Raw genomic sequence first — 24,462 nt, forward strand, 5'->3', positions numbered from 1 at the left:
CATCCACGTTCTTGAGCTGGGTGGGGAAAGTTCGTGGATGCCCGGGACAAGCCCGGGCATGACGGAGACCTTTACCCATCCCACAATCGGCGCTCGCGTTCCCGGCGGGATGGTCTATAAGGCCCTCCGATCCCAATGAAATTCATTACTTTCCCGCCGATGGCCCCGTCGCGACAGGCAAAACCGTCCAAAATCGTGCGCCGCGCCCTGCTCGGACTGGCCGCCGCCGTCAGCCTGCTCGCGGGCCTGTCCGGCGCGAACGCCCAGGCCCCGGCCAAGCAGCCCCCGGCTGCCCCACAGGCGGCGCCGCAGGTCGCGCCTCAGGCGGCCCCCCAGGCCGTGCCCGGTTTCTGGGACCCGCGGCGGCGGCCGGAGCGGCCGGACCTGTCGCGCCTGACCGTAATCCGCTTTCTGACTGAGACCGACTATCCGCCGTTCAACTACACCGGCGCCGACGGCAACCCGGCCGGCTTCAACGTCGATCTTGCCCGCGCGCTGTGCGATGAGATCAAGGTCACCTGCACGGTGCAGATGCGCCGCTTCGAGACGCTGGTCGACGCGCTCACCTCCAACCGGGGCGATGCCATCATCGCCTCGATGGCGGTGAGCCCGCAGCTGCGCGCCCGCGTCGATTTCACCGATCCCTATTACCGGGTGCCAGCGCGTTTCGCCTCGCGCAAGGATGCGGTGATGCCGGAGATTCGCCCGGAATATCTCGAGGGCAAGAAGGTCGGCGTCATCGCCGGCTCCGCGCATGAAGCCTATCTGAAAGCGATGTTCACCGACGCCGAGCTGCACGCCTATCCCAACGACGATGCGCTCCGCGCCGCGCTGCGCAAGGGCGAGGTCGACTTCATCTTCGGCGATGCCATCTCGCTGGCGTTCTGGATCAACGGCACCGATTCCGCCGATTGCTGCGCCTTCTCCGGCGGCCCCTTCGTCGAGAGCCGCTTCTTCGGCGAGGGCATCGGCATCGCCGTCCGCAAGGGCAACGACGTGCTGCGCCAGGCCCTGAACTGGGCCCTGTTCCGCGTCTGGGAAAAAGGCCGCTACACCGATCTGTGGCTGCGCTATTTCTCGGTGAGCCCGTTCTAGTCTTGTCGCTGCTCCCTCCGCCGTCATTGCGAGGAGCCCTTGCGACGAAGCAATCCAGATTGTTTCCGCAGTGACAGTCTGGATTGCTTCGCTTCGCTCGCAATGACGGTACGAGAGGCTACACCGCCCACAAAATTGCATTCTGCCCGGAAATCGCTATTTTCCGCGGCCCGGAGGCTCCTGATGTCCGTTATCGATCTTGCCGCGAACCCGAGCGACCTGCGTGCGCTCGCCGAACAATCCAACGCCTGGCCGTTCGAGCAGGCGAAGGCCATTGTCGCGCGGCTGAAGAAAAGCCCGAAGGACGAGGTGCTGTTCGAGACCGGCTACGGTCCGTCCGGCCTGCCGCATATCGGCACGTTCGGCGAGGTCGCGCGCACCTCGATGGTGCGCCACGCCTTCCGCGTGCTCACCGAAGACAAGATCAAGACGCGCCTGCTCGCCTTCTCGGACGACATGGACGGCTTGCGTAAGGTGCCGGACAACGTGCCGAACAAGGATCTGCTCGCGCAATATCTCGGACGCCCGCTCACGGCCGTGCCAGATCCCTTCTCGAACGAATATCCCTCGTTCGGCGCGGCGAATAACGCGCGCTTGCGCGCGTTTCTGGATCATTTCGGCTTCGACTACGAGTTCGCGAGCTCGACCGACTATTACAAGTCCGGCCGCTTCGACGCGACGCTGCTCAAGATGCTCGCCGCCTACGACAAGATCATGGCGATCATCCTGCCGACGCTCGGCCCCGACCGCCGCGCGACCTATTCGCCGTTCCTGCCGATCAGCAAGACCACCGGCGTGGTGCTGCAGGTGCCGATGATCCGCCGCGACGTTGCGGCGGGCACGGTGACCTATGTCGATCCCGATACAAACGAAGAAGTTGAAATCCCCGTCACCGGCGGAAACATAAAATGCCAGTGGAAGGCCGACTGGGCGATGCGCTGGGTCGCGCTCGGCGTCGATTACGAGATGGCCGGCAAGGACCTGATCGACTCCGTGAAGCTGTCGGGCGCCATCGCCAAGGCGCTCGGCGGCACGCCGCCGGAAGGTTTCAACTACGAGCTCTTCCTCGACGAGAAGGGCCAGAAGATCTCGAAGTCGAAGGGCAACGGCCTCACCATCGACGAATGGCTGCGCTACGCCTCGCCGGAATCGCTGTCGCTGTTCATGTACCGCGAGCCGAAGGCGGCAAAGCGGCTGTTCTTCGATGTCATCCCGCGCCAGGTCGACGACTATCAGCAATTCATCGACGGCTTTCCGAAGCAGGATGGCAAGCAGCAGCTCGGCAATCCGGTCTGGCACATCCACAACGGCAAGCCGCCGCAGGGCGACATGCCCGTCACGTTCCAGCTGCTGCTGACGCTGGTGTCGTCGTCGAATGCGGAGAATGCCGCGACGCTGTGGGGCTTCATCGGCCGCTATCGTCCCGGCGTGAGCCCGCAGACGCATCCGAAGCTCGATGCGATGGTCGGCTACGCCATCAACTATTATCGCGATTTCGTCGCGCCGACGAAGCAGTTCCGCACGCCGACCGACACCGAGCGCGCCGCGCTGCAGGACCTGCGCGATGCGCTGTCGCAGCTACCGCAGGACGCCTCGGCCGAGGATATCCAGAACGTCGTCTACGAGATCGGCCGCCGCGAGCCGTTCCTCGACCAGGTCAAGAAGGGCAAGGACGGCCGTCCCGGCGTCACGCTCGACTGGTTCAACATGCTCTACCAGGTGCTGCTCGGCCAGGAGAAGGGCCCGCGCTTCGGCTCCTTCGTTGCGGTGTACGGCGTGCAGAACGCGGTGAATATGATCGACGGCGCGCTGGCGCGGAGCGCGTGAGAGGCGTTTGGGTGCTTGTAGCCCGGATGGAGCCAACGGGGCGCGCGAATGCGCGCCCCGTTGGCTCCATCCGGGCGACGGATTTCACTCAAATCGACCGCAGTACGAAGCGCCGGTTGTCTTTTTGCACCGGGCGCGCGTTCATCGGATAGAGCTTTGCGAACGCCGCGACATCGCTGGCGGCCACCTGGATGGGATCGGCGAGCAGCAGCCAGTCCACCACCTCCGCGCAGGGCGGAGTCGTCAGCGAGCCGGAATAGCGGAAATAGCCGAGCTTCTGCGGCAGCATGGCGTGCGGATCGATGCCGGCGTCGGCTTTCACCGCAGGGCTTTCCGCCGCCGGCATGGTCTTGATGATCTTGCCGAAGGCCGCGTTCGGCTTGCCCTCGGTCATCAGCACGCCGACCACGGCGAGACCGCCGGCCTCGTTGCGGTGGACGAAATGCGCCTCCATCGGAAAATTCTTGCCGCCGATCATGTGCTCGCTCGGCCGGTGGAAGTGGACCTGGAGCAGCTTGTATTTGACGTCGCCGAGAAGAAGCGTGCTGCCCTCGGCGAAATTGAGCTGGATGGTATGCCCGTTGTTGACGATGGTGTCGGCACTCTTGCCCCAGTTCAGCTTCAGCGCCGGCAGTTGCGATTTGATCGTCGCTTCGATGTCGATCGGCGATTGTTGCAGGCCGACCGCGCAGACCTTGTTGGCCGCGTCGAGATCGCCCCATTTGGCCGGACCGCCAGCGCCCTCATAGCTCCAATGCTCGCCTTCGGCGGCAAAGGCCGGCTTGCAGAGCGGACACAGCGCGAGACCCGCGAGCGCTTTCAATGCGTGACGGCGATTCATCATATTCCCCCTGAGATGAATTTGATCGGCAAAGCGCGCGCAACCTAGGCGAGAGGGGTGGTGAGTCGCAAGGTCGCCGCGGCAGATGCGGCCGGTGTCATGGTGCGGTCACGACGCCATCACTGGCTCGCCCACACGATCCGCGCGATCCACGCGATATCGCTCGTCGCGAGCGTGCGCTCGCCCTGCGTCGCATCGAGCGGCTGCAAGTCCAGCGCCTTCGTCGTGCGGCGCGTCAGGGTTGCGACCGTCACCTCGCCCGCCCTCGTCTTCACCACCACGCGATCGCCCTTGCGGATCGGCGCGCCGGGCGAGACCAGGATGATGTCGCCGTCGCGATACACAGGCGCAAGCGCATCGCCGGACATCTCCAGCGCGAAACTGTGGCCGTCTTCGGCATTCGGAAGCGCGGCCTCGGTCCAGCCCTTGCCGGATGGAAAGCCCGATTCGTCGAAGGCGCCGCTCCCGCCCGCCAGCGCGAAGCCGAGCAGCGGGACGAGCCGGTCCTCGCCCGGCTCGTCGCCGATCAGCCTCGCGAAGCTGTCGATCGAAGCTCCGGTCGCCGCCAGCGCCTTCGCGATCGATTCGGTCGAGGGCCAGCGCTCGCGGCCGTCGGCGGTGACGCGCTTGGATCTGTTGAAGGTGGTGGGATCGAGCCCGGCGCGTTTGGCAAGGCCCGAGGGCGACAGGCCGGCGCGCTCCGCCAGCCGATCCAGTGCGACCCAGATCTGGTCGTGAGTCAGTATCCTCTGCGCTTTGGCCTGCCTGACCATCGAAGGTCCAGCCCGTCGCAACCCAGGAAAACTGTCCGCAAATCAACCGGTTTTCCGCTTTTCGCGCAAGAGGCGGTGGCTAACTCTTGAGTTCGGAGGGGGCCGCCTTTACGGTCGCGCCGGGTTTCGAACGACCCCCAAGAGACGAAAAAACTCAAAAGACTCAAAGAGCAAACAGGGCTGCGTAAGCGGTGGTCAAGATCTACAAAATCTGTCCGGCCTCGGCCTGGCGCGAGGCGGAACGGCAGGGCGTGTACCGGGGTAGCGCGGACGATGCGCGCGACGGTTTCATCCATTTCTCGACGGCCTCCCAGGTTCCCGAGACCCTGCGCAAGCATTATTTCGGGCAGCGTGCGCTGTTCCTGGTCGAGGTCGACGGCGATGCGCTCGGCAGCGAATTGCGCTGGGAGCGCTCGCGCAATGACGAGCTGTTTCCGCATCTCTATGGTGAGCTCGATCTCGGCGCCGTGATCGCGGTGACGAACCTCAACATGCGCTCCGATGGCGGCCACGACACACCGGAGCTTCTCCCGTGATCCGCGCCTTCGACGCTTTTTCGCTGCCGGTGCTGCGCTGGCTCGATCCGGAGGATGCGCATCGCCTCGCCATCCAGGGCCTGCGCTTCCTGCCGCCGGTCAAGCCCCGCCCGGACGATGCCAAGCTCGCGGTGCGCGCCTTCGGCCTCAACTTTCCCAATCCGGTCGGCATGGCCGCAGGCTTTGACAAGAGCGCCGAGGTGCCGGACGCACTGCTGCGGCTCGGCTTCGGCTTCGTCGAGATCGGCTCGGTCACGCCGAAGCCGCAGGCAGGGAACCCGCGGCCGCGGCTGTTTCGCCTGGAGCGCGACGAAGCGGTCATCAACCGCATGGGTTTCAACAATGACGGCGCGGAGGCTGCGCTGCGCCGGCTCGCCGCGCGCGCGCAGCATGGCGGCATCGTCGGCGTCAATGTCGGCGCCAACAAGGATTCGCCCGACCGAATCGGCGATTACGTCAAGCTGATCGAGACCTTCGCGCCGGTCGCGAGCTACTTCACCGTCAACGTCTCCTCGCCGAACACGCCGGGCCTGCGCAATCTTCAGGAAGGCGCGCTGCTCGACGATCTGCTCGCACGGGTGATCGATGCGCGCGAGCGGGTGCGGCAGAAGGCCGGCGATACGCCGGTGCTGCTCAAGATCGCGCCGGACCTCAGCCTTGCCCAGCTCGACGACGTCGTGCAGGTCGCGCGCTCGCGCAAGGTCGACGGCATGATCGTGTCCAACACGACCATCGCGCGGCCGAGCACGCTGCGCGAGGAGATGCGCGCCAAGGAGCAGGGCGGGCTGTCGGGCCGGCCGCTGTTCCGCCTGTCGACGCGCATGGTCGCGGAGACCTATGTGCGGGTCGAGGGCGCATTCTCCCTGGTCGGCGTCGGGGGTGTCGACTCGGGCGGTGCGGCGCTGACGAAGATCCGCGCCGGCGCGAGCCTGATCCAGCTCTATTCCTCGCTGGTCTACAAGGGCCTCGGCCTCGTCGACGAGATCAAGCGCGACCTCACCTCGACGCTGCTGCGGACGGGGCGGGATTCGCTGTCGGAGATCGTGGGTGCCGATGCGGCGACGCTGACGGCGGAAGACTGGCCGGGGATGTAGCTCGGTCTCGTGCCCCGGACGCAGCGCAGCGCTCCTTCAGCGGTGCGCTGCAGAGCCGGGGCCCACAGGCTGCTGGGTCCCGGCTCTGCGTCGCATCACTGCGTGCTGCGCCGCGTCCGGGACACGAGAGCTACGGTTTAGAAAACGTCGCCCGATACAGCGCCGGATACCGCGCGCCCTGCAAGCCGCCGCGCGCGATGTAAAACGCGATCAACGCGCACCACAGCCCGGCATTGCCGAACGATTGCAGCGCCAGCCAGGTGCCGAGGAAGATCGCGAGCGAAGCCAGCATCAGGTTGCGCATCTCGCGCGCCCAGGTGGCGCCGACATAGATGCCGTCGAAGCCGAAGGCGAACACGCCGGGGATCGGGGCGAGCACGATGAACGGCAGGAAGTCGCGCGCGGCGCGGCGGACGTCCTCGCTCGCGGTCATGAAGTTGATGATGTTCTGCCCGAACAGCGCGAATACCACCGCGACGACCATCGCGAAGCCGAGGCCCCACGAGAGCACCAGCCGGGTCGAATCCGCAAAGCCTTTGGCATCGCGTGCGCCAAAGGTGCGGCCGCAGAGCTGCTGGGCCGCATTGGCGAGGCCGTCGAGGAAGAAGGCGCTGACCAGCAGGAAGTTGTTCAGCACGGAATTCGCCGCCAGCGTGACGTCGCCGGCGCGCGCGCCCTTGGCGGTGAAGAACAGGAACACGGTGATCAGCGCCGCAGTGCGGATCAGGATGTCGGAATTCACCGCCAGCATCCGCATCAGCTTTGTGCGGTCGAACAGCGTTGCGCGGGGAACGGCAAAGCCGCCATGCGCATAGCGCCGGCAAACGACGATGCCGAGCGCAAAGCCGACGCCCTCCGACAGCAGCGCGGCGATCGCCGCACCGGCGATGCCGGTGTCGTAGACCAGCACCAGCAGGATCGTCGCCGCCATGTTGATGAGGTTGATGACGACCTGGAGCGCAAGCGCCGGATTGGCGCGGGCCTGCCCGACCAGCCAGCCGAGGATGACGTAGTTTGCGAAGGCGAATGGCGAGGACCAGATCCGGATCATGAAATAGGTCTTTGCCGCGTGCGTGACGCCGGCGCTGCCGCCCATCAGGTCGAACAGCACGGCGGCCAGCGGCAATTGCAGCGCGATCAGCGCCGCGCCGATCAGCCCTGCGACGATGAAGCCGCGCACCAGGATCACGGTCTGCTCGCGCGTCTCGCCCGCGCCGAGCGCCTGCGCGGTGAAGGCGAGCGTGCTCATGCGCAGGAAACCGAACAGCCAGAACAGGCAGTCGAAGATCACCGAGGCCATCGCGACGCCGCCGAGCAGGGCGGCATCGTCGAGCCGCCCGATCGCCGTGGTCGAGACCACGCCGATCAGCGGCGTCGTCAGGTTCGCGACCATCGCGGGACCGGCGATGGCGAACACCTGGCGGCTGCCGATTTTGAGGGGAACGGGCGCGTGCATGTCAGCTGCGTGTAGCCGACCTATGTGTCCAATGCACCATCGCGGCCGGCATGGCGTGCTTGCGCCGGCCGCGCATTCCAGAAGGCGTTACCGGCCGCGCGGCGCGCCGAACACGCGCGAGAGCAGCCAGATCGGGATCACGATGACCGCGCCTAGCAGGAAGTAGCGCCACAGCCAGTTCACGGCATCGAAGCCGAGATCCCACAGTCGCTGGAACAAGAGGCGAATGCTGTAGATGATATTCCAGGGATCGAAGCCGATCGCGGCGAGCACGACGCCGACCAGGATCGAGAGCAGGACCAGCCGAAACGCGACCGCCAGCGGCGAGCCGCCGAGAAAGCGGTGCAGACCGTCGCCGCGGCCGGCCGGCAAATCTCTGACGTCTTGGACCATCGCAAACTCCTCGGGCGGATTCGACCCCATTATACGGCACGGCGAGGCACATGGGGAACCCGGCTTTCCCCGTCAATGGCCGTCGGCGGAGGCCGCAACCTTAATTGTTGGTAGGGATTCGTCCGCCTTCAGCATCTTCTCCAGCGTTTCCAGCCTGTCCGCCTCTCGCGGCGGCTTGTCCCAGCGCAGGCGGCTGATGCGGGGAAAGCGCATGGCGACGCCGGATTTGTGCCGCGGCGAACGCTGCAGGCCCTCGAACGCGACCTCCAGCACCAGGCCCTTGTCCGCCTCGTGCACGACATGGCGCACGGGGCCGAACTTTTCCGTGGTGTTGCGGCGGACGAAACGGTCGATCTGCAAGAGCTCCTCGTCGGTGAAGCCAAAATAGGCTTTGCCGACCGGCACCAGCTCGTCGCCGGCCTCGCCTTCGGTCCAGACGCCGAACGTGTAGTCGGAATAATAGGACGAGCGCTTGCCGTGGCCGCGCTGCGCATACATCAGCACGGCGTCGATGATGTGCGGATCGCGCTTCCACTTCCACCATTGGCCCTTCGGTCGTCCCGGCAGATAAGGCGCATCGCGCCGCTTCAGCATCACGCCCTCGACAGCGTCCGCGTCTTCGCCCGCGCCGGCGCTTGCCGGGTCGGCGCGTGCCGCGGTGAGCGCGGCCCAGCTTGCAAAAGGAACGGTCGGCGAGAGATCGATGCGGGGATCGTCCAGCTTCTTGATGAAGGTCTCCAGCCGTTCGCGCCGCTCCGCGAACGGCAGCTCGCGCAGATCGTTCTCGTCGTCGCCGAGCAGATCGTAGGCGCGCAAATGAATCGGAAACTCCTTGATCAGCTTTGGCGAGACGACCTTGCGGTTGAGGCGCTGCTGCAGGACGTTGAAGCTTTGGACGCGGCCTTCGCGCAGGATCAATAGCTCGCCGTCGATCGCGCCGGGCAGATGCAGCGACGGGACCAGATCGGGAAAGCTCCCGGTGATGTCCTCGCCGGTGCGCGAATAGAGCCGCGCGGTGATGTGGCCGCGGTCGTCGCGGCCCGCCACCGCCTGCACGCGGATGCCGTCCCATTTCCATTCGGCGATGTAGTCGGCGGGATCGAGGCTTTGGAAATCCGTGTCCTCGATCGCATGCGCCAGCATCACCGGCCGGAACGGTGCGGGATCGCGATTGACTGGCTTGTCGGCGCGGCCCTCGAGCCAGGCGAACAGGTCGAGATAGGGCGGCACAAGGCCGGGCCAGATCAGCTCGACGTCGTGCGGGTCCTTGTCGCCGAGCGCGGCCGCGGCGGTCTTCGCGAGGCGCGCGGAGATCCCGATGCGCAGCGCGCCGGTGACGAGCTTCAGCAGCGCCCAGCGCCCGGTCTCATCCAGCTCGTCGAGCCAGCGTTCGAGCTGCTTTGGCAGCTCGGTCTTGCCGAGCGTGCGCAGCGTGGTGACGACTTCGGTGAGGGTTGGGGGAGGTGGATTGTTGTGGTTGCCTGGGTAAGCGGGCTCATTGGCATCTCGCCCGCGGTACCCCTCTCCCTGACCCTCCCCCGCAAGGGGGGAGGGAACGGTGAGAGTGGTGCGTCCATCACTCACCAAATCGCTGTTAGCTGTGATGCTCATCGGCCGCCGCGTGCTCCGCTGCGCTCCCTCCCCCCTTGCGGGGGAGGGCGGGGGAGAGGGGTGGCTCGGAAAAGATTGTGTGTTGTTTTGCGCCTTCGGCCACATCAGGGCCACCGTCTCCGAGAGGTCGCCGACATAGTCGTAGCTCAACCCGAACAGCACCTCATCCGTCCGCGCCGCGATGAGGTCACGGATCAGCGCCGGCTTGGCATGCTTGAAGCTGAGCGCGCCGGTGAGTGCGGCCAGCGCGTAGCCGCGATCGGGATCGCCGACCTCGCGAAAATAGCCGGTGATCAGCCGCAGCTTGTTGTTGCGGCCGGGCTCGTAGGCGAGGCGGTCGAGAAGCTCTGCGAAGCGGTTCATGCTTCGCCCTCGTCGGCAGTCGGCGTCTCGCTCTCCTCCTCGTCGCCATAGCCGACGAGATCGAGCGGCCGCGCGCGGAGGCCTTGCGTCTTGCACCAATGCACCAGCGCATCTTCCTGACCGTGGGTGACCCAGATCTCGCCGGCGCCGGTCGCCTTGATTGTCGCGGTGAGACCATCCCAGTCGGCGTGGTCGGAGATCACCAGCGGCAATTCGACGCCGCCCTGCCGCGCCCTTGCGCGCACGCGCATCCAGCCCGAGGCGAAGGCGGTGACGGGATCGGGAAATCGCCGCGTCCAGATATCTGATGTCGCCGACGGCGGCGCCAGCGTGATGGTGCCGGCGAGCGCCGCCTTTTTCATGCCCTTCACCGGCCTGAGCTCTCCGAGGTCGATGCCGCGGCTCTGGTAGTATTCGGTGATCTTCTCCATCGCGCCATGCAGATAGATCGGCGCGTCAAAGCCGGCCTGCCGCAGCAGCGCGATCACGCGCTGCGCCTTGCCGAGCGAATAGGCGCCGACGAGATGCGCGCGTTCCGGAAACAGCGCGACGGAGGCCAGCAGCTTCTTCACCTCGAAGGCCGCATCGCCATGCCGGAACACCGGCAGGCCGAACGTCGCCTCGGTGATGAAGACGTCGCAGGGCACCAGCTCGAACGGCGTACAGGTCGGGTCCGGCGCGTCCTTGTAGTCGCCGGAAGCGACGATGCAGGTGTCTTTGCAGGTTACGGCGATCTGGGCCGAGCCCAGAACATGGCCGGCCGGGTGGAATTTGACGCTGACGTCGCCGAGCCGGATCTCCTCGCCATAGCTGATGGCCTGCGTCGATCCGGCAAAGTTCTCGCCATAGCGCAGCCGCATCATGTCGAGCGTTTCCTGCGTCGCCAGCACGGCGCCATGGCCGGCGCGGGCATGGTCGGAATGGCCGTGGGTGATCACGGCCCGCTCGACGGGACGGACAGGATCGATATGGAAGCCGCCGGGCTTGCAGCACAGGCCGGCAGCAGCTGGCAGCAGGATGTTTTGTGGACGCATGGTTGTCATATAGGGAGCGGTCGCTCCAAATTAAGCCGTCATGCGCGGGCTTGACCCGCGCATCCATCTCCCTAAACAGTCCTTTTTTTGATGGATTGCCGGGTCAAGCCCGGCAATGACAATCGGTTCCTCCAATGCCCCTGCGCCTGTTCCTGACCTCCGGCGATCTCATGGCCGACCGCCGTTTCGAGTTCGCGCGCGACCTCCAGCTCAAGGGCGACCTTCCCGCCGCCGCCGACCTCCTGGAGCAGGCGATCGAGCTTGCACCCAATTTCACCTCGGCCTGGTTCACGCTCGGCGAGATCCGTCTCCAGCTCGGCGAGCGCGACAAGGCGATCGCGGCGTTTCGGAAAGCGCGCGATTCCGACCCCGAGGATCAGCACGGCGCCGGCCTGCATCTGATGCGGCTTGGCGACACCGAAATGGCGGCGATGCCGAAAGCCTATGTGCAGGCGTTGTTCGACCAGTATGCGCCGCGCTTCGAGCACGCGCTGATCAACGATCTCGGCTACCGCGCGCCCGCGCTGATCTTCAAGGCAGTGTTGGCCGCCCGCGTCGCCGCGAGGAAGCCGGCCTTCTTCAAGCGCACCATCGATCTCGGTTGCGGCACCGGGCTCGCGGCCGCGGCCTTCGCCAAGCAGGTCGATTATTTCACCGGCATCGATCTGTCGCCCGGCATGATCAAGGAAGCGCGCGCCACCGGGCTCTATGCCGAGCTCGAAGTCGCCGACATGATCGAAGGCCTGCGTGGCAAGGCCGGTGCAAGCGCGAACCTCATCGTCGCCGCGGACGCGTTCGTCTATCTCTCCGATCTCGCGGCTGTGCTGAGCGAAGCCAAGCGCGTTCTCGTATCCGGCGGCGTGCTTGCCTTCACGCTGGAGACGCATGACGGCAGCGGCATCGTGCTCGGCGAAGGTCTGCGTTATGCCCATTCGGCGGAATATGTGCGCGGCGCGATTGCGAAAACCGGACTCAAGCTGCTGACGCTGGAGCCGGCATCGCCGCGCAACGAGAACAATGAGCCGGTGCGCGGCCTCGTTGTCGTCGCCGAGAAAACTTGAGTCTAGGCGCTGCAACTCGCGTGATTTGAGCGTCATTGCGTCGCAACGCGACGACTTCCCACTTGCGAGCGATGCTGCCTTCCCAGCACAATGAGCGCACCAGGGAGAAAACAACAATGACCAAGAATCCATCGCGGCGCGATTTCAGCGCCGGCGCGCTCGCCACCATCACCGCATCCACCTTGCCCGCGCCGTATGTCTGGGCCGCGGAGAAGAAATACGATGCGGGTGCCAGCGACACCGAGATCAAGATCGGGCAGACCGTGCCGCATTCCGGTCCCGGCTCGCTCTATGGCGTGCTTGGTCGCACTGGCGAAGCCTATTTCCAGATGCTGAACGAGAAGGGCGGCATCAACGGGCGCAAGATCAAGTTCCTCACCATGGACGACGCCTACAGCGCGCCGAAATGCGTCGAGGCGACGCGGCGGCTGGTCGAGCAGGAAGAGGTGCTGGCGCTTTACGGCTCGCTCGGCACCGCGCCGCAGACCGCCGTGCACAAATACCTGAACTCCAAGGGCGTGCCGCAGCTGCTGCTCAACACCGGCGCCTCGAAGTGGAACAACCCGAAGGAGTTCAAATGGACGATGGCGGGCCTGCCGCTCTATCCGACCGAGGCGCGCATCCTGGCACGGCACGTCGTTGCGGTGAAGCCGAACGCCAAGATCGGCATCCTCTACCAGAACGACGATTTCGGCCGGGACTTCCTGGGGCCCTTCAAGAAGGTGCTGGCAGATGCCGGTGGCACCGCGCAGGTGATCATGGAGCAGACCTACGATCTCACTGAGCCGACCGTGGACTCGCAGCTCATCAATCTCTCGAAGTCGGGCGCTGACGTCTTCTACAACATCTCCACCGGCAAGGCGTCGTCGCAGTCGATCCGTAAAGTGGCCGAGCTCGGCTGGAAGCCGCTGCAGCTGTTGTCGGCGGGCTCGACCGGTCGCTCGATCCTCAACGCCGCGGGCCTCGAGAACGCCACCGGCATCGTCGCCATCCGCTACAACAAGGAGGTCGGCCTGCCCAAATGGGAGAAAGACCCCGACGTGATGGCCTTCGAGGAGCTGCGCAAGAAGTACATGCCGACGATCGATCCTGATAACACCATCGCCTTCGCCGGCTATGGCCAGGCCGTGACCATGGGCGAGATCCTGCGCCGCTGCGGCGACGACCTCACCCGCGCCAACGTCTTGAAGCAGGCCTCGACGCTCGCGGGCTTCCACTCGCCCTATTTCCTCGACGGCGTGACCTATAGCTACACGCCCGAGGACTACACGCCGATGAAAACCCTGTTCATCTCCACCTTCAGCGGCAAGGACTGGGACATCTCCGACAAGCCGATGTCGGAGTAGGGAGGGTAGATGCCGTAGGGTGGGCAAAGGCGCATAGCGCCGTGCCCACCATTTTCTCCGATGACGACGGCGTGGGCACGCTTCGCTTTGCCCACCCTACGGGCCCCCCCACCCCCTCGACGAACCCACCCTCACGGCTTACCTGTGATGCCGTGCCGCCCCGCATCCTCAAAATCCCGGCCGAGCCGGCCACGCTGCTGCCCGACCGCTTCCAGAGATGGTTCGCGGCGCGCGGCTGGGCGCCGCGTGAGCATCAGCTCGCGCTGCTGGAGAAGGCACGCGAGGACCGGTCCGCGCTCTTGATCGCGCCGACCGGCGCCGGCAAGACGCTGGCGGGATTTCTGCCGACGCTGGTGGAGCTGAGTGCCGCGCCCGCGGCTTCATCGAAAGCTCTCGTTTCCACCGGCCGCGCTGTGCAGCGCAGTAGCGGCCTCCACACGCTCTACATCTCGCCGCTGAAAGCGCTCGCCGTCGACATCGCCCGCAATCTCGAGCGTCCCATCGCCGAGATGGGGCTGCCGATCAAGGTCGAGACCCGCACCGGCGACACGCCGGTATCGCGGCGCCAGCGCCAGCGGCGCTATCCGCCGGATGTTTTGCTGACGACGCCCGAGCAACTTGCGCTCTTGCTCTCCTCTGACGATGCGCCGTTCCTGTTCTCCTCGCTCAAGCGCATCGTGCTCGACGAGCTGCACGCGCTGGTGACCTCCAAGCGCGGCGATCTGCTCTCGCTCGGCCTTGCGCGCCTCTGGCGCCTCGCGCCGCAAATGCGCGCGATCGGCCTGTCGGCGACGGTGGCCGAGCCGGACCAGCTCGCGCGCTTCCTGCTGCCGCAGCCCGAAGGCAAGGAGGTCGCCGCCGACATCGTCGTCGCCGGCGGTGCGGCGCCGCCGGAGGTCGAGATGCTGGATACGCGCGAGCGCCTGCCCTGGGCCGGCCACAGCGCGCGCCATGCACTTCCAGAGATCTACGAGCTGATCAAGGCGAACAAGACCACGCTGGTCTTCGTCAACACCCGCAGCCAGGCCGAGATGCTGTTCCAGAATCTCTGGAGCATGAACGACGACGGCCTTGCGATCGCGCTGCATCACGGCTCGCTCGACGTCGCGCAGCGCCGCAAGGTCGAGGACGCGATGTCGGCGGGGCGCCTGCGCGGCGTGGTCTGCACCTCCTCGCTCGACCTCGGCGTCGACTGGGGCGACGTCGATCTCGTCGTCAATATCGGCGCGCCCAAGGGATCGTCGCGCCTGATGCAGCGCATCGGCCGCGCCAATCACCGTCTCGACGAGGCCTCGCGCGCCGTGCTGGTCCCCGCGAATCGTTTCGAGGTGCTGGAGTGCCGCGTCGCCATCGACGCCATCGCCGAGAATGCCCAGGACACGCCGCCGCTTCGCACCGGCGCACTCGACGTGCTGGCTCAGCATGTGCTCGGCTGTGCCTGCGGCGAGCCGTTTTTCAGCGACGAGCTCTATGCCGAGGTCCGCACCGCCGCGCCCTACGCAAATCTGCTGCGGCAGGATTTCGACGACGTCGTCGATTTCGTTGCCTCCGGCGGCTACGCGCTGAAGACCTACGAGCGCTTCGCCCGCATCAAGCAGGACAAGGAGGGCCGCTGGCGCGTCGCAAATCCCAAGGTGCGGCAGAGCTACCGGATGAATGTCGGCACGATCGTCGAGGACGACATGCTGAAGGTGCGGCTGGTGCGCTCGCGTGGCGGCGGCCATGGAAAAGCAGGCGGATCGACCGGCGTGATCGCGCGCGGCGGCCGCTTGCTCGGCGAGATCGAGGAGGCCTTCATCGAGGGCTTGAGCCCCGGCGACACTTTCGTGTTCAGCGGCGAGGTGGTGCGCTACGAGACCCTGGTCGAGGACCAGGTCTACGTCTCGCGCGCGCACGACAAGGACCCTAAGGTGCCGTCCTATATGGGCGGCAAGTTTCCGCTCTCGACCTATCTCGCCGAGCGCGTCCGCCGCCTGCTCGACGATGGCCGCGCGTGGGGCGGCTTGCCGGAGCAGGTGCGCGACTGGCTGTCGCTGCAGAAGGACGTCTCGCGCGTGCCCGCCGTGCGCGAGCTTCTGGTCGAGAGCTTTCCGCGTGCCAACAAGCACTACATCGTCTGCTATCCCTTCGAAGGCCGCCTCGCGCATCAGACGCTCGGCATGCTGTTGACGCGCCGGCTGGAGCGCGCCCGTGCCCGGCCGCTCGGCTTCGTCGCCAACGAATATGCGGTGGCGATCTGGGGGCTCGGCGATCTCTCCTTCATGATCCGTGACGGCCGGATCGACCTCAACGCGTTGTTCGCCCCCGACATGCTCGGCGATGACCTCGAGGCCTGGCTCGCCGAATCCGCGCTGATGAAGCGCACGTTCCGCAACTGCGCCATCATCTCCGGCCTGATCGCGCGCCGCCACACCGGCGAAGAGAAGAGCCGCCGTCAGGTGCTGTTCTCGACCGATCTCGTCTACGACGTCTTGCGGAAACATCAGGCCGACCATGTCCTGCTGCGCGCCGCCCGCGCCGATGCCGCCACCGGCCTGCTCGACCTGCGTCGTCTCGGCGACATGCTCGCCCGAATCCAGGGCCGCATCACCCACCGGGAACTAGACCACGTTTCCCCGCTCGCCGTCCCCGTGATGCTGGAAATCGGCCGCGAGTCAGTCTATGGCGAAGCTGCAGACGAGCTGTTGGCGGAGGCCGCCGACGAGCTCGTCAAAGAGGCGATGTCGTAGAGAATCTTCCCAGTGAGGCGCGCAACCCCATCCACATCGTCATGCCCGGGCTTGACGCGGGCATCCACGTCTTCCTTGCAGCGGCAAGAACGTGGATGGCCGGGCATAGGCGAGCGGAAGCGACGCCGTTCTTCGAACGGCTACGCCCGGCCATGACGGAGCAAGTCGCATTTTCGGTGACAAACACGCGCCACGTGGACATTGCCGGCATCTCGCTCCACGCCGATCTCTCCGGCGCGCTGTTCTGGGAAGAGCAGCGCCTGCTGGTCGTTTCCGATCTGCATCTGGAAAAAGGCTCCAGCTTCGCGATACGCGGCGTGCTGTTGCCGCCTTACGACACGCTGGCCACGCTGAGCCGTCTCGCTGCTGTCATCTCCCGCCACAACCCACGCACGGTCATCGCGCTCGGCGACAGTTTTCACGATCGCACCGCGCATGAGCGCCTGTCGGCGGATGACCGCGATGCCGTCGCCGCGCTCCAGACCGGCCGCGACTGGATCTGGATCTCAGGCAATCACGATCCGATGCTGCCGCGCGATCTCGGCGGCACCATCGCCGACGAAGTCGCGATCGGCCCGATCACCTTCCGCCACGAGCCGACTGGCGCGCATGGCGAGATCGCCGGTCATCTGCATCCCAAGGCGCGCGTCTCCGCCCGCGGCCGCTCGATGGAGCGCCGCTGCTTCGCCAGCGACGGGATGCGCGCCGTGATGCCGGCGTTCGGTGCCTACGCCGGCGGCCTCAGCATCCGCGATGCGGCGTTCGCAAAAATTTTTCCGAAGAACGGCTTCGTCGCGCATCTGCTCGGCGACCGCCGCGTCCATGCGATCGCGGCCTCGCGCTGTTATTGAGTTCCCTGGCTTCGCCAACCGAAAATTGGGACAGCGCTACGTTCGGTATTTATCCGGAGTCGCCGAAGTCGATTGCGACCTCTAACTTGGTTTCCGCCGGGGCTGGAATTTTGCATCCCGAACAAGAATTGCAACCGGCAAGGGGTCGTCGCAAGGCGGCCCCTTTCGATTCCCGCATCCGCAGTCGGGGATTCGAGCGCCAGCATTTCGGGCGACCCTGCACAGCATTGCCGCTGCGCTGGAACAAATTAAGAACGCTTTAGCAAGTCTTTGATATATCATTGTGATTCGGCGCATTGCCGACACAATATCTAGCGTCTGTCAGACCCTGCGAGGACTACATGTCCAACATTGCCTTCGATCAGTTTGCCCTCACCCGCATCGCCGATTTCGCGCGCTCGCTGTCGCGGCTGCATCAGACGGCGCGGCGCTTTGCCGTCGATGACGATCAGTTCGATCGCGAGTTCAACGCGGTGTGCCAGTCGATCTGGGGCTACACCATCGACGACATCAGCGACGAGCTGTTCTCGCCTGAGGATCATCTGTTCCTCGATACGCTGGACGAAGCGCATGCGCGCATCTTCGCGGCCGAGCAGGGCTACGACCTCGTGGACGAGGCCGGCATGCTGACGGACTGGTGGGGGTTCTGCTGGATGATTCTGGCCGAGAAGCGCGGATTGCTGACGGCCGAGAACCGCGCCGCCGCGCGCGCGGCGATCGAGGAGAAATACCTCGCCGCGCCGAATGTGATCGGGGTGATTATCGGGAGGTAGTGCCCCAACCTTCGTCATTGCGAGGAGCGAAGCGACGAAGCAATCCAGAATGCCTCCGCGGGGGCATTTCTGGATTGCTTCGCTGCGCTCGCAATGACGACTTGGATGCAGGTGGGACCTAATCCAATCCCGCCCGCTTTGCCGGCTTCGCCTGCGTCTTCGGCACAGTCACGTCAGGCAGCGCCTCGCGCACGATCTCGGCCGGAGCCGGCGCATCCGCCGACACCGTTTCGGCCCGCACCGGCGCCACCTTCATCTCGCCGAGGCGGGCGCGAACCTGCGCGGTGAGACCGGGATAGGAGGCGACCGGCGTGAAGTCCGCAGCCTGGTCGTTGCCGACGCGGATGCCAGTATAGGCGACGAGACCGTCGCTGGTGGCGATCACGTCGCCGGCCTTCAGCGAGGAGTCCAGCGCGAGATCGACCGGCGCGAGGCCGACCGGCTCGCGGCCGTTGCAGGTGCAGTCCGATCGCAGCGCCTTGCGATAGGCGAATGCGTTCTCGCTGTCGGCGTAGCGCTCGCCCGTTTGCGAATAGGCCCCATCGATCGAGGAGCCGAAATAGACCTTGGTCGTGCTGGCGGGACAGAATGCCTGACACATCTGCGCAGGCGAGGCGAGGCCGCGCATCAGCGGAAAATATTTGCCGTCGCAGCTGCGCACGCAGAACGCCGGGCCGGAGCCGCCGGCTGCGGCCGAGCGTGTCGGCGGCACATATTGCGGGTTTGCGGCGTTCTGCTGGCCGGTGAAGGGGTCGGAGTAGGAGTTCGCCTGCTGCGGCACCTCACGCTGCGGCCGTTGCTGCTGCAGGCCGCCGAAGAAGAAGTCGAACAGGCCTTCAGCCGAAACCGGGGCCGGAGCCGCGAGCATTGGAGCCGCAAGGAGGCTGGCTACAAGCATGGCGCGACGCTGCCGCCGCGTATGGGACAAGTGTGTACGCAATGCTCACTCCACCCGACGCTACTGAACAGGCCGAGACCCTTGAGGTCGCAGCGCATGATTCACCATAGTGCGCGATGGTAAATGAGCAGTTGAGCGGAGGCGGTTTCAAGACGAGGTGGTGGCCTCTTCAAGGCTGAGCACAGCTTCCGACCGATCGTTGCTTCCGGGACACGCCCGGGCATGGCGGCCAAGAATATGTTCCGGAGCTTTAGGCCTTCAAGAATTCCGACGCCTTGTACAGCGAGCGGAATGGCAGGCCGGCCGCGCCGAACGTGTCGGTGGCGCCTTCCTCGCGGTCGACCATGGTCAGCACCAGCACGACTTCGGCGCCGGTCTCGCGCACGGATTCCACCGCCTTCATCGCCGAGCCGCCTGTCGTGGTGACGTCCTCGACGATGACGACGCGCTTGCCGGCGAGCGTCTCGCCCTTGGGCAGGCCCTCGATCGCGAGCTTGGCGCCGTGCTCCTTCGGCTTCTTGCGCACGAAGAACGCGGCGATCGGATGGCCCTTGATCCAGGAGATCTGCGCCAGCGCGCCGGCGAGCGGCACCGCGCCCATCTCGAGCCCGCCGATGAAATCGAGCTGGTCGTCCTTCAACGCCTCATAGGTCAGCTCGGCGAGCAGGGTCGCGCCCTCGGGGTCGAGCATGGTCGGCTTCAGGTTGAAGTAGAAATCGCTCTTGCGGCCCGACGCGAGCGTCACCTCGCCGCGGCCGAAAGAGCGCCGGCGGATGATTTCGAACAGGCGGGCGCGGGAGGCGGATTTCGACACGGCGGTCCTCGAACAGCGTTTTTGGAGGAGGCGGAATTTATCCGCGACGGCCACGACATTCCAGAGGGGGCATCCCCCGTCAACAGGGATCGGCCATCCCGGTCCGCCGGTTGTGGGGGTGCAGGCGCTGAGGTAGTTGGATGCCGGATATCTCGGGGAAGGAACGAGCAAGGACATAGGGCATGACGATCGACCTGCACACCTGGAATACGCCGAACGGCCGCAAGATCTCGGTCGCGCTGGAGGAAATGGGGCTGCCCTACAAGGTGGTCCCGGTGAACATCACCAAGGGCGAGCAGATGGCGCCCGGGTTCCTGAAGCTCTCGCCCAACAACAAGATCCCGGCGATCCTCGACCCCGAGGGTCCCGACGGTAAGCCGGTCGGCATCTTCGAGTCCGGTGCCATTCTGCTCTATCTCGGCGAAAAGACCGGCAAATTCCTGCCGAAATCGCTTTCGGCGCGCATCCCCGTCTATGAATGGCTGATGTGGCAGATGGGCGGCTTCGGCCCGATGCCTGGCCAGGTACATCATTTCATCGCGCTCGAGAACGAGCAGGACCGCGCCTACGGCCTGAAGCGTTACATGGCCGAGACCCGCCGGCTCTATGGCGTCCTCGACCGCCGGCTCGATGGCCGCGACTTCGTCGCCGGCGACCTCTCCGTTGCCGATTTCGCCATCCTGGGCTGGGCCTGGCGCCACCCTCGCCACAAGGTTGAGCTGGCCGACTTCCCCAACGTCAAGCGCTGGTACGAGGCGCTGATGGCGCGGCCGGGCGTGAAGCGGGGGATGGAGGCGAAGCTGGATTGATTGGACGGTGTCATCGCCCGCGAAGGCGGGCGATCCAGTATTCCAGAGGAGGCGGTGGTTGAGCCGAGAAGCCGCGGCGTACTGGATGCCCCGCCTTCGCGGGGCATGACGGCGTTGCGCCTCACACCTTCTTCGCTTCCACCGCCATCCGCACCGCGAGCCCGGCCAGCACGGTGCCCATCAGCCAGCGCTGCACGAGCATCCAGCTCGGTCGGCAAGCCAGGAACTGCGCGATCGACCCCGCCGCGAGCGCGATCATCGCATTGACGCTGACGCTGATCGCGATCTGGATCGCACCCAGCACCACCGACTGCGTCAGCACGCTGCCGGCGCTGGGATCGATGAACTGCGGCAGCAGCGCGAGATACAGCATCGCGATCTTCGGATTGAGCAGGTTGGTGACGAAGCCCATCGCGAACAATTTGCGCGGGCTGTCGATGGCAAGCGTCTTCACCTGGAACGGCGAGCGTCCGCCCGGCTTCACCGCCTGCCAGGCGAGCCAGAGCAGATAACCGGCACCGGCAAAGCGCAGCGCGTCATAGGCAAAGGGAATGGCAAGCAGGAGCGCCGTGATGCCGAACGCCGCGCACAGCATGTAGAACACGAAGCCGAGCGCCACGCCGCCGAGCGAGACGATGCCCGCCGCGGGCCCCTGCGTGATCGAGCGCGAGATCAGGTAAATCATGTTCGGCCCCGGCGTGAGCACGAGGCCCAGGCAGACGAGGGCGAAGCCGAGCAGGGCGGAAGTGTGGGGCATGGGTGAACCGGTGCAGGAGATGACTCGGTTCTAATATGCGAAGGCCCGTGCGGCCATCGCGCAATTGCTCGGAGGACAATTGAGCTCTCGTGTCCCGGACGCGACGCGACGTTCTTGCGCCGGTGCGCTCCCTCGCCCCGTTCTTACAGGGCCGCGACGAGCTTCGCTCGCGCTGAGAGGGTCGGGGTGAGGGGCTCTGTCCGCGAGCGTTGTCTGTCGATAGACCTGTACCCCCTCACCCGGAATCCACGCTTTCAGCGTGAATTCCGACCTCTCCCCGCAGGCGGGGAGAGGTAAAGAGACTTCAATGCGCTTCGTCCCAATTGTTCGCCGCGCGCGCATCGACATGCAGCGGCACCGACAGCAGCACGGCCGGGAACGGCGCGTCCTGCATCACATGCTGCACGACCGGCAGCGTCGCCTCGACCTCGGCGTCCGGCACCTCGAAGATCAGCTCGTCATGCACCTGCAAGAGCATCTGTGCCGACAGCTTCTTCTGCGCCAGCGCATCCTCCACCCGCGTCATGGCGCGGCGGATGATGTCGGCCGCGGTGCCCTGAAGCCGGGCGTTGATCGCGGCGCGCTCGTTGAAGGCGCGCACCGAGGCGTTGGAGGCCTTGATGTCGGGGTAATGGCACTTGCGGCCGAACAGCGTGGTGACGTAGCCGTGCTGCCGGCAGAACTCCTTGGTCTCGTCCATATAGGCGCGGATGCCGGGGAAGCGCTCGAAATATTTCTTGATGTAGGCCGACGCCTCCTCGCGGGCGATGCCGAGCTGGTTGGCGAGGCCGAACGCCGAGATGCCGTAGATGATGCCGAAATTGATCGCCTTGGCGCGGCGGCGGATCTCGCTCGGCATGCCCTCGATCGGCACGCCGAACATCTCCGACGCGGTCATGGCGTGAATGTCGAGCCCATCACGGAACGCCTGCTTCAGCACGGGAATGTCCGCGATCTCGGCGAGCAGCCGCAGCTCGATCTGCGAATAGTCGGCGGAGACGAGCTTGTGGCCCGGCGTCGCGATGAAGGCGCGGCGGATCTTTCGCCCGTCCTCGGTGCGTACCGGAATGTTCTGCAGGTTCGGCTCGTTCGACGACAGCCGGCCCGTGGTGGTCGCCGCCAGCGCGTAGGTCGTGTGCACGCGATGGGTCTGCGGGTGGACGTAGGTCGGCAGCGCGTCGGTGTAGGTCGATTTCAGCTTCGAGACCTGACGCCACTCCAAGATCTTCTTCGGGAAGTCGTAGCCCTGCTCGGCAAGATCGTCGAGCACCTGCGCGGTGGTCGACCACGCGCCGGTCTTGGTCTTGCTGCCGCCCGGCAATCCCATCTTGCCGAACAGGATGTCGCCGATCTGCTTGGGGCTGCCGACATTCACGGGTTCGCCCGCGATCTCCTGGATCTCGGCCTCGACGCGCGCGGCGGTCTGGGCGAATTCGCCCGACAGCCGCGACAGCACCTGGCGGTCGATCGAGATGCCGCGCCGCTCCATGCGTGCGAGCACCGAGACCAGCGGCCGCTCCAGCGTCTCGTAGACGGCGGTCATGCGCTCGGCGACGAGGCGCGGCTTCAGCACGCGCCACGCGCGTAGCGCCATGTCGGCGCCTTCCGCCGACAGAGGCGCCGCCTTGTCGATCGGCACCTGGTCGAAGGTGATCTTGCCCTTGCCGCTGCCGAGCAGTTCGCTCTCCTTCAGCATGGCGTGGCCGAACCAGCGCTCGGACAGGGACTCCAACCCATGCGAGCCGCGGCCGGCGTCGAGCACATAGGAGATCAGCTGCGCATCGTCGATGCTGCGCAAGGTGATGCCGTGCTGCGCCAGCATCACGGCGCTGAACTTGGCATCGAAGCCGATCTTGAGGATTCCCGGTGATTCCAGCACCGGCCGCAGCGCTTCGATGGCGTCATCATGCTTGACCTGATCAGGCGCCAGCCCCGCGTCGAACAGGCCGGCACCGCCGCCGGACTGCTTGTGCGCCAGCGGCACGTAGCAGGCCTCGTTCGGGGCCAGCGCCAGCGCGACGCCGCAGAGATCGGCCTGCATCGGGTCGATGGAGTTGGCCTTGATCTCGATCGCGACCTGGCCGGCGTCGTGGATGCGCGCAATGAAGGCGTTGAGCTCCTTGAGGCTCTTGACCGTCTGGTACTTGCTGCGATCGACCGGAAGCTTGCGCAAGGCCTCCTCGCGCGCCGCTGCGAGCGAGATCGGCGCGCCCTTGAGGCTCGCCGTCTTGTCGCCCTTGTCGCCGCCCGTTGCCGTCTTTGCAGGGCCGCCGAACAGGTCGCCGGAACTCTCGGGCGATTTCGCCTTCGCGCTCTCGCCGGCCCTGGCGCCGCTGCTGTTGCTGGCATCGGCGTCGACATTGGCGGGATCGATCTGGGAATAGTCGGCGACGCGGCGCGTCAGCGTGGAAAATTCCATCGCCTTCAGGAAGGCGATCAGCTTGCGCGCATCGGGCTCGTGGACGGCGAGATCGTCGAGCGGCACGTGCAGATCGACCTTGTCGTCGAGCAGCACCAGCTTGCGCGAGATCCGCGCCTTCTCGGCGTTCTCCAGCAGCGCCTCGCGCCGCTTCGGCTGCTTGATCTCGCCGGCGCGGAACAGCAGCTGGTCGAGGTCGCCATATTCGATGATCAGCTGCGCGGCGGTCTTGATGCCGATGCCGGGAACGCCAGGCACGTTGTCGGTGGAATCGCCGGCCAGCGCCTGCACCTCCACCACCTTCTCCGGCGGCACGCCGAACTTCTCGATCACCTCGGGGATGCCGATGCGGCGGTCCTTCATGGTGTCGTACATGGTGACGCAGTCGGTGACGAGCTGCATCAGGTCCTTGTCGGAGGAGACGATGGTCGCGCTGGCGCCGCGCTCACAGGCCTGCCGCACATAGGTCGCGATGAGATCGTCGGCCTCGAAGCCGGCCTGCTCCAGGCAGGGCAGGTCGAAGGCGCGCACGGCTTCGCGGATCAGCGCGAATTGCGGGATCAGGTCGTCAGGCGCCGGCGGCCGGTGCGCCTTGTAATCAGCATAGATCTTGTTGCGGAATGTCACTTCCGACTTGTCGAACACGATCGCCAGATGCGTCGGCCGGTTGTCCTCGGGCATGTCGCGCAAGAGCTTCCACAGCATGTTGCAGAAGCCGAGCACGGCATTGACCTGCAAGCCGTCCGATTTGCGGTTCAGTGGCGGCAACGCGTGATAGGCGCGAAAGATGTAGCCGGAACCGTCGACCAGGAACACGTGGTCGCCCTTGCCAACCCCCTTCGCCGCAATCGGTTTGGCAGCAGCTGGCGCAGCGGCTTTGGTGTCGGCGGCGGCCTTGGCTTCCGTAGCCTTGGCCTCCTTAGCCTTGGGCGCAGCGTTGGTGTCAGCTTTGGCGGTGGTCTTCGGGGATGTTTTGGGCATG

At 65.8% G+C, this 24,462-nt stretch carries 20 protein-coding genes; 10 read left to right on the forward strand and 10 right to left on the reverse strand.

The features are described from left to right. The first annotated feature begins 159 nt into the window (after nt 1-159). Entirely contained in the window at nt 160-1,095 is a 936-nt protein-coding gene (locus tag AAFG16_RS02425; protein WP_342741107.1) for a transporter substrate-binding domain-containing protein, read from the forward strand. Between the two features lie 183 nt (nt 1,096-1,278). Further along, complete coding sequence (locus AAFG16_RS02430; protein WP_342737008.1) at nt 1,279-2,922, forward strand: lysine--tRNA ligase; 1,644 nt, start codon at nt 1,279-1,281, stop codon at nt 2,920-2,922. Nucleotides 2,923-3,010: 88 nt separating this feature from the next. Here AAFG16_RS02430 and AAFG16_RS02435 read toward each other — a convergent pair whose 3' ends face one another. Both AAFG16_RS02435 and AAFG16_RS02440 read right to left on the reverse strand, forming a co-directional pair. Continuing rightward, the gene (locus AAFG16_RS02435; RefSeq protein ID WP_342737010.1) at nt 3,011-3,763 is read right to left on the reverse strand and encodes a carbonic anhydrase family protein; all 753 of its coding nucleotides are present in this window, start codon (nt 3,761-3,763) and stop codon (nt 3,011-3,013) included. A gap of 119 nt (nt 3,764-3,882) precedes the next feature. After that, nucleotides 3,883-4,536, reverse strand: a complete 654-nt coding sequence (locus AAFG16_RS02440) for a helix-turn-helix transcriptional regulator (RefSeq protein ID WP_342737012.1) — start codon at nt 4,534-4,536, stop codon at nt 3,883-3,885. Between the two features lie 191 nt (nt 4,537-4,727). On the opposite strand from AAFG16_RS02440, the gene AAFG16_RS02445 reads away from it, so the two are divergent. Next, complete coding sequence (locus tag AAFG16_RS02445; RefSeq protein WP_342737014.1) at nt 4,728-5,072, forward strand: DUF952 domain-containing protein; 345 nt, start codon at nt 4,728-4,730, stop codon at nt 5,070-5,072. Then, nucleotides 5,069-6,166, forward strand: a complete 1,098-nt coding sequence (locus AAFG16_RS02450) for a quinone-dependent dihydroorotate dehydrogenase (protein ID WP_342737016.1) — start codon at nt 5,069-5,071, stop codon at nt 6,164-6,166. Before AAFG16_RS02445 ends, AAFG16_RS02450 begins: the two co-directional genes overlap by 4 nt. 130 nt (nt 6,167-6,296) lie before the next feature. On the opposite strand, the gene AAFG16_RS02455 is transcribed toward AAFG16_RS02450, so the two are convergent. From AAFG16_RS02455 to AAFG16_RS02470, 4 genes are all read right to left on the reverse strand, one after another. Beyond that, entirely contained in the window at nt 6,297-7,622 is a 1,326-nt protein-coding gene (locus AAFG16_RS02455; protein WP_342737018.1) for an MATE family efflux transporter, read from the reverse strand. Between the two features lie 87 nt (nt 7,623-7,709). After that, nucleotides 7,710-8,015, reverse strand: coding sequence for a DUF6460 domain-containing protein (locus tag AAFG16_RS02460; RefSeq protein ID WP_283083419.1), 306 nt, complete (start codon nt 8,013-8,015; stop codon nt 7,710-7,712). A 72-nt stretch (nt 8,016-8,087) separates the two neighbouring features. Then, complete coding sequence (locus AAFG16_RS02465) at nt 8,088-9,989, reverse strand: ATP-dependent DNA ligase (protein WP_342737022.1); 1,902 nt, start codon at nt 9,987-9,989, stop codon at nt 8,088-8,090. Further along, on the reverse strand, nt 9,986-11,023 hold the full coding sequence (locus AAFG16_RS02470) for a ligase-associated DNA damage response exonuclease (protein WP_342737024.1): 1,038 nt from the start codon (nt 11,021-11,023) through the stop codon (nt 9,986-9,988). Before AAFG16_RS02470 ends, AAFG16_RS02465 begins: the two co-directional genes overlap by 4 nt. Nucleotides 11,024-11,157: 134 nt before the next feature. On the opposite strand from AAFG16_RS02470, the gene AAFG16_RS02475 reads away from it, so the two are divergent. The 5 genes from AAFG16_RS02475 to AAFG16_RS02495 all read left to right on the forward strand — a co-directional run bounded on the left by AAFG16_RS02475 (nt 11,158) and on the right by AAFG16_RS02495 (nt 17,783). After that, a complete protein-coding gene (locus tag AAFG16_RS02475) occupies nt 11,158-12,084 on the forward strand; it encodes a methyltransferase domain-containing protein (protein ID WP_342737026.1) in 927 nt (308 codons plus the stop codon). A gap of 116 nt (nt 12,085-12,200) precedes the next feature. Continuing rightward, nucleotides 12,201-13,430 (forward strand): ABC transporter substrate-binding protein, encoded by a 1,230-nt coding sequence (locus AAFG16_RS02480; RefSeq protein ID WP_342737028.1) that lies wholly within the window; start codon nt 12,201-12,203, stop codon nt 13,428-13,430. Nucleotides 13,431-13,582: 152 nt separating this feature from the next. After that, complete coding sequence (locus AAFG16_RS02485; RefSeq protein WP_283083423.1) at nt 13,583-16,159, forward strand: ligase-associated DNA damage response DEXH box helicase; 2,577 nt, start codon at nt 13,583-13,585, stop codon at nt 16,157-16,159. A 152-nt stretch (nt 16,160-16,311) separates the two neighbouring features. Beyond that, nucleotides 16,312-17,010 carry a ligase-associated DNA damage response endonuclease PdeM gene (pdeM, locus tag AAFG16_RS02490; RefSeq protein WP_342737030.1) on the forward strand — a complete coding sequence of 233 codons (699 nt, stop codon included), beginning with the start codon at nt 16,312-16,314 and terminating at the stop codon, nt 17,008-17,010. 341 nt (nt 17,011-17,351) lie between these two features. After that, nucleotides 17,352-17,783 (forward strand): hypothetical protein, encoded by a 432-nt coding sequence (locus AAFG16_RS02495; RefSeq protein WP_342737032.1) that lies wholly within the window; start codon nt 17,352-17,354, stop codon nt 17,781-17,783. A 118-nt stretch (nt 17,784-17,901) separates the two neighbouring features. Here the strand turns inward: AAFG16_RS02495 and AAFG16_RS02500 are convergent, their stop codons facing one another. Then, nucleotides 17,902-18,681 carry a DUF2865 domain-containing protein gene (locus AAFG16_RS02500; RefSeq protein WP_342737034.1) on the reverse strand — a complete coding sequence of 260 codons (780 nt, stop codon included), beginning with the start codon at nt 18,679-18,681 and terminating at the stop codon, nt 17,902-17,904. A gap of 250 nt (nt 18,682-18,931) precedes the next feature. Continuing rightward, complete coding sequence (pyrE, locus tag AAFG16_RS02505) at nt 18,932-19,495, reverse strand: orotate phosphoribosyltransferase (protein WP_018647906.1); 564 nt, start codon at nt 19,493-19,495, stop codon at nt 18,932-18,934. 182 nt (nt 19,496-19,677) lie between these two features. Here pyrE and AAFG16_RS02510 point away from each other — a divergent pair, with 182 nt between their 5' ends. Further along, a complete protein-coding gene (locus AAFG16_RS02510; protein WP_283083427.1) occupies nt 19,678-20,304 on the forward strand; it encodes a glutathione S-transferase family protein in 627 nt (208 codons plus the stop codon). A 121-nt stretch (nt 20,305-20,425) separates the two neighbouring features. On the opposite strand, the gene AAFG16_RS02515 is transcribed toward AAFG16_RS02510, so the two are convergent. Beyond that, nucleotides 20,426-21,061: a LysE family translocator gene (locus tag AAFG16_RS02515; protein WP_342737036.1), complete on the reverse strand. Its 636-nt coding sequence runs from the start codon at nt 21,059-21,061 to the stop codon at nt 20,426-20,428. Nucleotides 21,062-21,365: 304 nt separating this feature from the next. Further along, nucleotides 21,366-24,461, reverse strand: a complete 3,096-nt coding sequence (polA, locus tag AAFG16_RS02520; protein WP_342737038.1) for a DNA polymerase I — start codon at nt 24,459-24,461, stop codon at nt 21,366-21,368. Between the last annotated feature and the right edge of the window lies 1 nt (nt 24,462).

The organism is Bradyrhizobium sp. B117, assembly GCF_038969555.1.
Taxonomy (GTDB): Bacteria; Pseudomonadota; Alphaproteobacteria; order Rhizobiales; family Xanthobacteraceae; genus Bradyrhizobium.

Excerpts from the sequence above, each read along its gene's own strand:
- AAFG16_RS02435 (WP_342737010.1), bottom strand. The coding sequence starts at position 3,763 with ATGAATCGCCGTCACGCATTGAAAGCGCTCGCGGGTCTCGCGCTGTGT.
- AAFG16_RS02480 (WP_342737028.1), top strand. The coding sequence starts at position 12,201 with ATGACCAAGAATCCATCGCGGCGCGATTTCAGCGCCGGCGCGCTCGCC.
- AAFG16_RS02495 (WP_342737032.1), top strand. The coding sequence starts at position 17,352 with ATGTCCAACATTGCCTTCGATCAGTTTGCCCTCACCCGCATCGCCGAT.
- AAFG16_RS02460 (WP_283083419.1), bottom strand. The coding sequence starts at position 8,015 with ATGGTCCAAGACGTCAGAGATTTGCCGGCCGGCCGCGGCGACGGTCTG.
- AAFG16_RS02470 (WP_342737024.1), bottom strand. The coding sequence starts at position 11,023 with ATGCGTCCACAAAACATCCTGCTGCCAGCTGCTGCCGGCCTGTGCTGC.
- AAFG16_RS02430 (WP_342737008.1), top strand. The coding sequence starts at position 1,279 with ATGTCCGTTATCGATCTTGCCGCGAACCCGAGCGACCTGCGTGCGCTC.
- AAFG16_RS02515 (WP_342737036.1), bottom strand. The coding sequence starts at position 21,061 with ATGCCCCACACTTCCGCCCTGCTCGGCTTCGCCCTCGTCTGCCTGGGC.
- AAFG16_RS02510 (WP_283083427.1), top strand. The coding sequence starts at position 19,678 with ATGACGATCGACCTGCACACCTGGAATACGCCGAACGGCCGCAAGATC.
- AAFG16_RS02440 (WP_342737012.1), bottom strand. The coding sequence starts at position 4,536 with ATGGTCAGGCAGGCCAAAGCGCAGAGGATACTGACTCACGACCAGATC.
- AAFG16_RS02465 (WP_342737022.1), bottom strand. The coding sequence starts at position 9,989 with ATGAACCGCTTCGCAGAGCTTCTCGACCGCCTCGCCTACGAGCCCGGC.
- AAFG16_RS02500 (WP_342737034.1), bottom strand. The coding sequence starts at position 18,681 with ATGCTTGTAGCCAGCCTCCTTGCGGCTCCAATGCTCGCGGCTCCGGCC.
- AAFG16_RS02455 (WP_342737018.1), bottom strand. The coding sequence starts at position 7,622 with ATGCACGCGCCCGTTCCCCTCAAAATCGGCAGCCGCCAGGTGTTCGCC.
- pdeM (WP_342737030.1), top strand. The coding sequence starts at position 16,312 with ATGACGGAGCAAGTCGCATTTTCGGTGACAAACACGCGCCACGTGGAC.
- polA (WP_342737038.1), bottom strand. The coding sequence starts at position 24,461 with ATGCCCAAAACATCCCCGAAGACCACCGCCAAAGCTGACACCAACGCT.
- AAFG16_RS02425 (WP_342741107.1), top strand. The coding sequence starts at position 160 with ATGGCCCCGTCGCGACAGGCAAAACCGTCCAAAATCGTGCGCCGCGCC.
- AAFG16_RS02475 (WP_342737026.1), top strand. The coding sequence starts at position 11,158 with ATGCCCCTGCGCCTGTTCCTGACCTCCGGCGATCTCATGGCCGACCGC.